Below are 10,710 nucleotides of genomic sequence, written 5' to 3'. Positions count from 1 at the left end.
CGAGGAGGATTTTCTCGGATTCAGCTATGGCTTTCGGCCTGGACGCAGCCAGCACAGTGCGCTTGATGCTCTGGTGTTTTCAGAAAAGGCCAAATATATCTATATCGGTCGGGACGGACGGGATGTTGTTTGGAGCCTTTATAACCATCACGTAAATGCGAATGCAGTCTGTACGATGCATTGAATAATACTCCAGGTCGGGTCGGTCCGCCTATTGATCCTCCGCCAGAAGATATTCGTCAGTACTGGAAAGATTGGCTTGATCGTGATGGGTATCCTTATTGGTGCCTTTTGGGATGCCGGGGCAGAAGTTTTTATTAATAAGGGAGTCAACGGTCGATGGATTGAAATATTGACTAAAGAGGAATCTTCGGCTTTTGAGCGAATGTGTGAAACAAAACTGGGTCCTGAGTGCGTTCACTGGATCTCAACAGGTAACTTTATATAAATGAATTTTCGAAAAATTATTGTCTTAGCTCTGGTCCTGTTTTCTTACGGACACGTAACTGCTCAATCCGGTCCGGCGTCTGCCAGTCAGTGGGAAGTAACTGAATTCAAGGTGACTCTGCCTCATTCGGAAATGAATCCGTTCGATCGTCATCCTTTGGCTAAATGCGAAGGTCCCGGATCTAGCTTTTCTGTGCCAGGTTTTTATACTGGGCAGAATAAATACACGTTCCGCATAAGTTTTCCCAAACCTGGGAATTGGGTTGTATTATCGCCAGAAACCGGTGACCGATGGCAAGTGGCTGTTGCAACTGCAGATTCAGGTTCGCCCGGTCCTGTGGTTATCCGAGAAGAGAACCCTCAGCATTTTTACTATGCAAATGGTGAGCCCTGTTTTGTCTTGGCTTTTGAAGCCGATTGGCTGTTTGCCCTGGACCTTGAGTCAGACGATATCGAGAGAACCCGAATACTGCTGAGGGATATTAAGGACAACGGTTTCAATCAGATTGTAATGAATGTCTATGCCCATGATGTGAATTGGGTAAAGGATCCCAAGCTGCCTGCCAAATATGATTTTTCGAATCCGCGACAATGGCCTTACGGTGGAGATAATGACCACCCTGATTATTCGAAGTTGAATTTAGGGTTTTTCGATCATTTCGATGCGATCATAGAAGAGATGAACGCGTTGAACCTGACGGCTCACGTCATGATCTACGTTTGGAACAAAAATGTGAATTGGCCCGAGTCTGACTCAGTGGAGGATAATCGTTATTACGATTATGTCATCGCGCGCTACCAGGCATACCCGAATATTATTTGGGATATTTCCAAGGAAGCTACCGGTTACGGACACAATGATATGGATTACATCGTTCGCCGTATCCAGCGTCTTAAAAAGATGGATGGCCACAATCGCCTGGTCACCGTGCATTCATTTTCCTACTGTGTCAAGTATCCCGAAACGGTTGATTTCATTTCTTATCAGAATTGGACTACGAGTCTTTATGAGCAAATGTTGGACACTTTTCAGAAATTTTCCAACAAGCCGATATTTAATATCGAACACGGAGGTTATGAAATCGGCCCATATTTTGTTTTTGACGGCGACTATGATGGTGCAGAGGCCTGTTTAGATCGCAATTACCGTTGTGCTTTTGCGGGAACCTATTCCACCTATTATTGGCACGATACTTCGTGGAATGTGATCATTTGGGATCAGGCGTCTTTGCCAGAATCGGACAGACCGCGCTACGATTATTATAAACACATGGCCGAGTTTTTTAATAAGGTTAACTACGCATCCTACCGACCGTTGGATCGAAGAACGGATCGGAAATCATCGAGCGGATATGTGATGACAAATGACAACGGCGATTTCTTGTTCTATCTCACAGCCGTAAACTCAAGAATAGCGACTACCATCCAGGAAAACTACGGCAAAACCATGAGCTATCAGTGGTTCAATACATTGACGGGTGAATACTCGAAAAAGGAAGAAGTAATAATCGAACAACACCTGAGATTCGAGCCTCCCTGGAAAGAACAACCAGCTGTGCTTCATTTGTTGAAACAGTAGCGCAAAACCTTGCCGTTATTACGGTCCAGGAAAGCCAACAAACTTTTTTTGGATTATTTTGAAGGAAAATGTTAACCTTTCTTAAGAAATCGGGATATGCTTGGATAAACTGAAGTTATGGACCCTGGAAATCAAGACGCCGAAATCGTTTCCCTGCTGATGAAGCATCAGCAAGCGTTGCGGTTATATATCGATTCTTTGATGCCCGGTGATCTTCAGGCAGACGATGTGGCGCAGGAATCTAATACCATTATCTGGGAAAAACGTGGCGATTTTGAAATTGGAACTAACTTCAAGGCCTGGATTTTCAGTATTGCCCGCTTTCAGGTTAGGAAATGGCGTTTTCGTCAGGCGAAGGATGCGAGACTGGTTTTTTGCGAAGAACTTGTGGACACGATTTCAGAGGAACTGCCCGGCCAGCTTGATGAACTCTCAATGCATCAAAAAGCGCTTCAGTTTTGTTTAAAGAAATTGAAACCAGCTCATCGCGAACTCATTCATCACCGATATTTTGAAAAAACATCCTTAGAGCAATACTCCACGCAGGTGGGCAGAAGTGTAGGTGTGCTAAAAGTTACTCTGCATCGCCTGAGGAATAAACTTCAGACCTGTGTTGAAAAGCAACTATCATTGGAAAAGGAGGTTCAAACATGACACCCGATGAACGTAATCAACTTATTGACGAATTACTGGATGCTACAATTTCAGAGGCAGATTTCCTTCGTTTGGAAGCTGAGATGCGGGTTAATCCCGAAGCTCGTCAGGACTACTACAATCGCCTGAAATTGCACAGTGCCCTTAAATTAGAAGCTCAACGTATCGGTGCAGGTTCAGTGGTATCGCCTAATTCTTTTTGGAAAAAACATTCGTATTCATTAGGGGTTGCCGCAGCAATCGCAATGTTTGTCCTGGTTGGAATATCAGGCTGGGGTCTTGGAAAATCAGGCGTTGCGAATCAAGCAAACGATTCCGAACCTGTCGCTGCCGGATATGCTATATTAGCAGACCAGTCCGAGGCTGTTTGGTTGGAGGATACCTTATTGGAACGTGGTGACTTATTGCCGCAAGGTTCAATCAAACTTGGTTCAGGTATCGCGCAATTGGAATTCTTCAGTGGAGTGTCCGTTGTGATAGAAGGTGAATCTGAATTCGAGATTCACTCGCCTATGGAAATGACCGTTTCCAAAGGCAAAATCCGTGCACTTGTGCCGGAGGCAGCCCGTGGGTTCAAGGTGCTAACCTCCTCTGGTGAGGTGGTGGATTTGGGGACAGAGTTTGCTTTGGATGTCAGTCCCAATGGCGCCGAAATACAGGTGTTTCAAGGCGAGGTTGAGTGGTATCCTATTGGTGAGGAAAAATACCTTCTTGCGGATGGCGAAACAATGCAATGGACGAAGCCCGGTCAGTCAATGTTGAGCTCAAAGAATACTAAGAGCGTTTCCTCGGTGGAGGAATATGGTCACCAGTTTTATGAAAATCGGCTGGAACGACAGAACTCATGGGTAGCCAGAAGCGAGAGACTCTCCGAGGATCCGCGAGTACTTGCTTATTATCCCGTGAAATCCGGTGAGGTGATGGGTAGGCAATTAAACAACGATGCCGGTTCAAATTCTCAAGGAACGATCGTGGGGGCTCGTCGCGTCGCAGACCGTTGGGGTTTGCCAGCAGGTGCGTTGAATTTCAGTCCTGCGGGGAGTCGTGTCCGTGTATCCATTCCAGGAGAACACAGCTCATTGACTTTTTATTGTTGGGCCAGAATCGATAGCCTGGACCGTTTATACAATTCATTGTTTCTGACTGACGGACACGAATTGAATGAACCGCATTGGCAGATCATGAACGATGGTCGACTGTTCTTTTCGGTTAAACGACGTGATCGTGATGAAGCAAAAAATCTTAACGACAAGCATATCGCATACTCACCTTCATTTTGGGATCCTTCCAAAAGTGGAAAGTGGTTTCAAATTGCTACCGTCTATGATGTAGGGTCGCAAACTACGACGCATTATGTCAACGGTCAGCAGATTAGTCGCGATCAGATCTCCGATGAGTACGCCGTCGATACGGTTAAAATTGGTGCCGCTTCCATTGGAAATTGGAATGAGCCGACTCGTGGCGATCCACAGTTTGCTCTTCGGAACCTCAATGGTGCTATCGATGAGTTTACTATTTTTAATGCAGCTTTGAGTTCAGAGGAGATTTCAGATCTCTACACCCAAGGTAGACCCTGATAGATTTTAGCAATTATTAATGAATAAGACGTTCCCAAATATCCCACAATTAAAACGAATCGTTTCATCCATACTCGTTGGAATGGCATGGTTGTCATTGGCGCAAGCTGACGATGAAATCGATCGCCTGTTCACGCTTAAAGTATTACCTGTGCTTTCAGAAAAATGCTTCGGTTGTCACGGAGACGATCCCGAAGAAATAGAAGGCGGTCTGGTCATGCATACCCTTGAGGATATTCTATTTGGTGGAGATGGTTTTGATAACGTGCTGGTGCCCGGCGATGCGGCAGAGAGCTTTATGATAACCGCGGTGAAGTGGAAGGATCCGGATTATGAAATGCCTCCCAAGGAAAATGATCGCCTTACGCCAGCTCAAATAGCCGATCTTGAAACCTGGATCAATGCCGGTGCTCCTTGGGCAAGCGAAGAAAGGCAGGCGGAAATTCGTTTAGCCGAACAGCATGTGGACGAAAACGAAGACGGTATTCTATGGACGACTTCCGGGGGACTCGGTGATGAATGGACCTACCGCCGTTATAAGAAGGATGAGATGTGGTCCTTCCATCCTGTGGAAAAACCGGCACTGGTAAAAACGGATAGTCCAATTGATGGATTTATCGAAGAGAAGCTGGATGCTGCAGGATTCAAACCAGCCAAAAAGGCGGATGCACTCACTCGAATTCGCAGGGCAACCTGGGACCTAACAGGATTGCCGCCAACGCCGGAAGAGGTGACTGCTTTCATTCGGGCGGATAAGAAAAATCCCGAAATGGCTTGGGGAGAACTCGTTGATAGACTTTTGGAAAGTCCACGATATGGAGAACGTTGGGGACAACATTGGTTGGATGTGGCACGTTACTCCGATACCGGTGGCATGGCCAATGATTACGAAAAGTCTAATGCCTGGCGTTATCGCGACTATGTGATTCGTGCCTTCAATGAAGACAAACCCTACGACCAGTTTGTTATGGAACAATTGGCCGGAGATGAAATGGCAAACGAATCTGTTCGTAAACGTATGGCTGAGGAGGATGCGATGGCTAAAATTCACAAAGGGGGAGATTATACTGAGCAAGAAACTGAATGGATGATTGCGACCGGTTTTCTTCGGATGGGTGCTTTTGATACAGCCATGGTGCCGTTGCCTGAAGCACGTCAGATTTATCTCGATGATATTGTGAATTCAGTCGGACAGACTTTCTTGTCCACAACCATGCGTTGCTTCAAGTGCCATGACCACAAGTTCGATCCTTTGCCGACCAAGGACTACTATCGCATGTATGCCACCTTTGCCGGGACTCAATTGGCTGAACGCCCGGCTAGATATCTTCCCGAAGAAAGTATGGCTGGCATGGATGAAGGGAAAGGGTTTGTAGATCTTATGCATAGCTTCGCTTCCGAACGAATGAACGCATTGAAGGAGAAGCAGGAAGCAGCAGCAAAAATCTGGTTTGAGGAACGGGGACTTGAATATATCAACGCCGATGATCGCAAGAGCCTGGACGACGATGTGAAACCACCTCGTAACATTGGTCTCGATTATGTTGATGAAGGCAAACTGAAGGTTCGTCAGCAGGATGATTGGATATGGAACCGTCGAAAGGAACGTTTCGAGCCCATGGTTCAAAGTGTTTATAACGGAGCCAGTTTTAAAGGGATGAATGCCAAGAAGCTCCGGATTAAGGAAGATGAACCGGATACAAAGCTGGAAAGCTTTATTCTTACCGGAGGTGCCTTGACTGCTCAAGGTCAACAGGTTGCACCGGGTGTATTAAGTGCCTTGGGGATTCCTGCCAATGAGGACGGAGAAGATCCCTATGTTGTGACAGAAGATTTGGAAGGACGGCGCCTGGCTTTTGCGCAATGGGTTGCCAATCCAAAGAATCAGCTCACAACGCGTTCGATTGTTAACCGTTTATGGCAGCACCATTTTGGAAAACCTGTAGCCGGTAACCCAAACAATTTTGGCGCCAAAGGAGGAAAACCGACTCATCCAAAAATATTGGACTACCTGGCAACCGAACTGGTCGAAGGGGGATGGAAGTTAAAACCAATTCACCGTAAGATCATGCTGTCAGATGCATACCAAAAATCGGGTAGTCACCCTCAACTTGAGAAGCTCAGAGAGATAGATCCTGACAATAATCTGTTGGCTATCTATGAGCCGCGCCGTCTTACGGCCGAAGAATTGCGCGATGGTATGTTGGCTATTACGGGCGAGCTAAACACCGAAATGGGTGGTCTTCCCATTATGCCGGAGATCAATATGGAGGTTGCTCTTCAGCCCCGTATGATTCAATTTTCGCTTGCTCCTGCTCACCAACCTTCAAAAACACCAGAGGAACGGAATCGACGTAGCATTTACGCTTACCGTGTGCGCGGCCAGGCTGACCCCTTCCTTGAGTTGTTTAACCAACCTAATCCGAACGACTCTTGCGAGGTTCGTGATTCGGTCTCTGTTTCTCCGCAGGCCTTCACGCTGATGAATAGCGATGTGGTTACGGATAGATCCATTGCATTTGCCCTGCGGTTGGAGAAAGAGACGAGTCGGTTGAAGTCTCAGGTAGTCCGTGCTTTTGAAATAGCGTTGGGACGCAAACCGTTTCGCAAGGAAATCGACCGGATGACTGATTACCTTGAGGATATGCGGGTGTATCATCAGCAGTTCGAACCCAAGCCGGTCGAATACCCGACGGAAATCACAAGATCCCTCGTCGAGGAGTTTTCAGGTAAGCCGTTCGAGTATACTGAAATCCTTCCCGCCTTCAAAGATTACATTCCCGATGCCAAAGCTAACGACGTGAGTCCCGAGACCCGCGCACTGGCTGATCTTTGCCTGGTATTGTTTAACAGTCATGAATTTGTTTATGTCTACTAATCTCCACACCCACCTCGTAGGAGGGGCTTTACGCCCCGATCGCTTTGAGGCCTATCGAAAAATCGCGGGATCAACTCCTACAGCTTAAATATTTCAAATAAAAACATCATGAAACACGACCTTTGTTCCCGACCTTTTTCGACACCCATTTCCCGTCGTAACTTTTTATGCGGCCTTGGGGCCTCCCTGGGTTCCGTTGCCATGACGGATATGTTCGCCGCCGACGGCGTAAAAATCCCCGGGGTCGGACCGCTTGCTCCTAAGAATCCGATGATTCCGGCCAAGGCCAAGCGTGTGATCATGCTGTTTATGGAAGGTGCTCCCGGCCACATGGATACTTTCGATCCAAAGCCCGAACTTCAGCGTTTGCACAAATCTGAATCAACCCTGGCTAAAGAAGGGGATCCTTTTAAATTCTTTGTGGGAAGTCCGTTCCAGTCACGCCAGGTCGGCCAATCAGGTATCGATATGTGTGACCAGTGGAAATACATGGCGGATCCGGAAGTTGCGGATGAGCTATGTAATTACCGTGGTTGTCAGGCTGAATCGGTTAATCACCCGGAAGCACTTTACCACATGAACACAGGGAGTCGTTTGGGAAGCGATCCTGCTCTTGGCGCATGGGCCACCTATGGTTTGGGTTCTGTGAATCAAAACCTTCCCGGTTACGTGGTGATGACCGAGTTGGCTATGCCTCAAGGCGGAAGTGGTAATTGGTCGAATGGATTTCTACCGGCGCATTATCAAGGCACCCGCCTGCGCCCGGAAGGATCACCCATCCTGGATCTTAAGTCGCAATCCAACAAAGGGCGTTCTCACCAACGTCGTACTATCGATGAACTGGCTTTCTTAAACGAAATGCATGCCTCCAAGCATCCGGAGCACGCAGCCCTTGATGCACGCATGGAAAGCTACGAACTTGCCTACCGCATGCAAATGGAAGTTCCTGAAGTGATGGATCTCAAGAGTGAGCCTGACCACGTCCGTCAGATGTATGGTATGGACGATAAAGAGACCGAAGTATTCGGTCGTCAATGTCTCATGGCTCGCCGTTTGGTTGAGCAAGGCGTTCGCTTTGTGCAGATCTTTTCAGGTGGTTGGGATAGCCACGATTACCTGGAAGAAGGTCACAGCTCTCGTATCCGCAGTGTGGATAAACCCATGGCTGGTTTAATTAAAGATTTAAAACAGCGCGGCATGCTGGAAGATACGCTGGTTATCTGGACCGGTGAGTTTGGACGTACTCCTGACAACAACAAACGCGGTGGAGTGTATTCACTCGGTCGTGACCACAATGCCAATGCCATGACCATGCTACTGGCCGGTGCCGGAGTTAAAAAAGGCACGGTGGTTGGAGCGACCGACGAGCTCGGTATTTCGGCGGTCGATGTGGTTCACCCGATCCGTGACTTGCACGTAACTTTACTGCACTTGCTTGGGCTCGATGACAATAAGCTCACCTATTTCCATGGCGGTCGTTATAAGCAGATGTCCCAGTTTGGAGGCCAGGTCATCAACGAATTGCTGGCCTGACAATACCCGACATTCTTCCATTGCCTCAAAATACTATGAAGTCATTTTTCGGATTTCTATTCCTTCTTTGCGCTCTCTCCTTGGCTCATGCCAAACCCAACGTAATCATGATTGTCACTGACGACCAAGGGTATGGTGACATGTCTTGCTACGGGAATCCTTGGTTGAAAACGCCTCATCTGGATAGTCTTTATGCGGATGGAGTTCGGCTGGAGGATTACCATGTCGATCCGGTATGCACACCAACCCGGGCGGCACTAATGACCGGACGTCACAGTTTGCGAGTGGGGGCCTGGGCGGTAACCGAGGGGCGGCAGTTGCTGAATCCCGACGAAGTCACCATGGCGCAGGTGTTTAAACAGTCAGGCTATCGCACTGGAATGTTTGGGAAGTGGCATTTGGGAGACACCTATCCTTACGCGCCGCAGTATCGTGGTTTCGACGATGTGGTCTGTCACAAGGCTGGGGGAGTCGGTGAAATTGGTAATCCGACCGGAAACGACTATTTCGACGATTCCTACTTCCGTAATGGCGTGCAGGAAAAGTTTGATGGTTATTGCACGGACATTTTCTTTAGGGAAACCCTCCGGTTTATTGATGAAAATAAAGATCAACCTTTCTTTGTCTATCTACCACTGAATGCGATGCATGGTCCATTCACTGTAGCGGAAAATTATTGGAAGCGGTTTTCCGAAATGGGCATGCCTGAAACGCGATCAAAGTTCTATGGCATGGTGGAAAACTTCGATGAAACCCTGGGCATATTACTGGCTTCGTTGAAAGAACAGCAATTAGAAGAAAACACGGTCGTCATATTTATGGGGGACAATGGTTCTGGCGGAGGAGTCAGGCCCATAGATGGACATCCGGGATTTAGTGGCGGTATGCGGGGATGGAAAGGATCCACCTACGAAGGTGGTCATAGAGTTGCTTGTTTTGTTCGATGGCCAGGACACTTTGATTCTGGACGAACCGTCGAAAACTTAACCAAGCATCATGACTGGTTGCCCACCTTGATTGAAGTTTGCGGGCTCGAAGCTCCCAAGCATGTGAAGTTCGACGGTCAAAGTATTGTTCCACTGCTTGCGGGCAAATCTTCTGATTGGCCCGACCGAACTTTCTTTGTCGCGAGGCATGCGGATCAACCCGTACCGTTCAGCGCGGAGTTGAAACAGCAAACCTATCCTACCCGGGCCATCCTCACTGAACGGTGGCGACTGGTAGACGACGAACTGTACGAAATTCAAAAAGATCCCGGGCAAAAGAACGATGTCGCTCGGGAGCATCCAGAAGTGATGACAAGACTTGAATCTGCTTATTCCGAATGGTGGAGTGATGTCATGTCGCATGAAGCCAGGTTTACGCCTTTTTTCGTTGGAGCCTCTGAGCAAAACCCAACCAAGTTCACGGTGCGTGACTGGCACCCGACCGAAGGCGGCGTGATATGGAAAATGGAGCTCGTTGAGGACGACGATTTGTTTGTAAACGGATTCTGGTCATTGGACGTAGTTCAGGACGGCTCCTACGAAGTTCGACTTTCCCGCTATCCCGAAGACGCTGAACAACCTATGGGTGCCGATAAGGCAGTTATGGAAATTGGCGATTCGCTCATGAGTAGCGGTGTGTTTCCTGATGAAGCTTCGGTTACTTTCAATGTGGATTTGAAGAAGGGTCCGACCTTGCTGAAGACACGACTGAGAGATGCAAAATCAAAGAAGGAACGCGGCGCCTACTATATCTCCATTACGAAGATATAATTTCATGACGGAGGAGGCTCCGACCTCTGAAAATGCTTTAACTTTTTGTTCTCCGATCCTTGCTTCCGGGTTGGTGATTGAAGGGGAGGTTGGAAAACCCCAGAAAAGATTTGATCGAGTACAAACTCTGCATAGGTAAGACCAGGGTGTAGGACCAGCTGCTTCAGCTAAGATTCCCTGGGAACGCCAAGCCCCAGCTTGGCATCTTTAACCCAAAGATCGCCGCTGAAGCAGATACCCCGACGCTTCGGCGAAGTTCACTTGCCATTTTCATCATTCAACTGC

6 protein-coding genes and 1 pseudogene are annotated in these 10,710 nt (G+C 47.8%); all 7 read left to right on the top strand.

Annotation, left to right across the window (positions count from 1 at the left end; translation table 11 throughout):
* The first annotated feature begins 61 nt into the window (after nucleotides 1-61).
* The 7 genes and pseudogenes from O3C43_17895 to O3C43_17865 all read left to right on the top strand — a co-directional run bounded on the left by O3C43_17895 (nucleotide 62) and on the right by O3C43_17865 (nucleotide 10,425).
* Nucleotides 62-448, top strand: a pseudogene (locus tag O3C43_17895) (sulfotransferase domain-containing protein).
* The gene (locus tag O3C43_17890; GenBank protein ID MDA1068364.1) at nucleotides 449-2,026 is read left to right on the top strand and encodes a DUF4038 domain-containing protein; all 1,578 of its coding nucleotides are present in this window, start codon (nucleotides 449-451) and stop codon (nucleotides 2,024-2,026) included.
* 117 nt (nucleotides 2,027-2,143) lie between these two features.
* Nucleotides 2,144-2,680: a sigma-70 family RNA polymerase sigma factor gene (locus O3C43_17885; protein ID MDA1068363.1), complete on the top strand. Its 537-nt coding sequence runs from the start codon at nucleotides 2,144-2,146 to the stop codon at nucleotides 2,678-2,680.
* Nucleotides 2,677-4,257 (top strand): FecR domain-containing protein, encoded by a 1,581-nt coding sequence (locus O3C43_17880; GenBank protein MDA1068362.1) that lies wholly within the window; start codon nucleotides 2,677-2,679, stop codon nucleotides 4,255-4,257. Before O3C43_17885 ends, O3C43_17880 begins: the two co-directional genes overlap by 4 nt.
* A 19-nt stretch (nucleotides 4,258-4,276) precedes the next feature.
* Complete coding sequence (locus O3C43_17875; GenBank protein ID MDA1068361.1) at nucleotides 4,277-7,135, top strand: PSD1 and planctomycete cytochrome C domain-containing protein; 2,859 nt, start codon at nucleotides 4,277-4,279, stop codon at nucleotides 7,133-7,135.
* Nucleotides 7,136-7,243: 108 nt separating this feature from the next.
* A complete protein-coding gene (locus tag O3C43_17870; GenBank protein ID MDA1068360.1) occupies nucleotides 7,244-8,668 on the top strand; it encodes a DUF1501 domain-containing protein in 1,425 nt (474 codons plus the stop codon).
* Nucleotides 8,669-8,703: 35 nt separating this feature from the next.
* On the top strand, nucleotides 8,704-10,425 hold the full coding sequence (locus O3C43_17865) for an arylsulfatase (protein MDA1068359.1): 1,722 nt from the start codon (nucleotides 8,704-8,706) through the stop codon (nucleotides 10,423-10,425).
* Nucleotides 10,426-10,710: the final 285 nt, after the last annotated feature.

The sequence above is a fragment of the Verrucomicrobiota bacterium genome, from assembly GCA_027622555.1.
Taxonomy (GTDB): domain Bacteria; phylum Verrucomicrobiota; class Verrucomicrobiia; order Opitutales; family UBA2995; genus UBA2995.
This window is presented reverse-complemented; position numbering and strand designations above follow the sequence as displayed.

What these genes read in the sequence shown, in the direction of transcription:
- O3C43_17890 (MDA1068364.1), top strand. Translation starts at nt 449, where the DNA reads ATGAATTTTCGAAAAATTATTGTCTTAGCTCTGGTCCTGTTTTCTTAC.
- O3C43_17885 (MDA1068363.1), top strand. Translation starts at nt 2,144, where the DNA reads ATGGACCCTGGAAATCAAGACGCCGAAATCGTTTCCCTGCTGATGAAG.
- O3C43_17880 (MDA1068362.1), top strand. Translation starts at nt 2,677, where the DNA reads ATGACACCCGATGAACGTAATCAACTTATTGACGAATTACTGGATGCT.
- O3C43_17875 (MDA1068361.1), top strand. Translation starts at nt 4,277, where the DNA reads ATGAATAAGACGTTCCCAAATATCCCACAATTAAAACGAATCGTTTCA.
- O3C43_17870 (MDA1068360.1), top strand. Translation starts at nt 7,244, where the DNA reads ATGAAACACGACCTTTGTTCCCGACCTTTTTCGACACCCATTTCCCGT.
- O3C43_17865 (MDA1068359.1), top strand. Translation starts at nt 8,704, where the DNA reads ATGAAGTCATTTTTCGGATTTCTATTCCTTCTTTGCGCTCTCTCCTTG.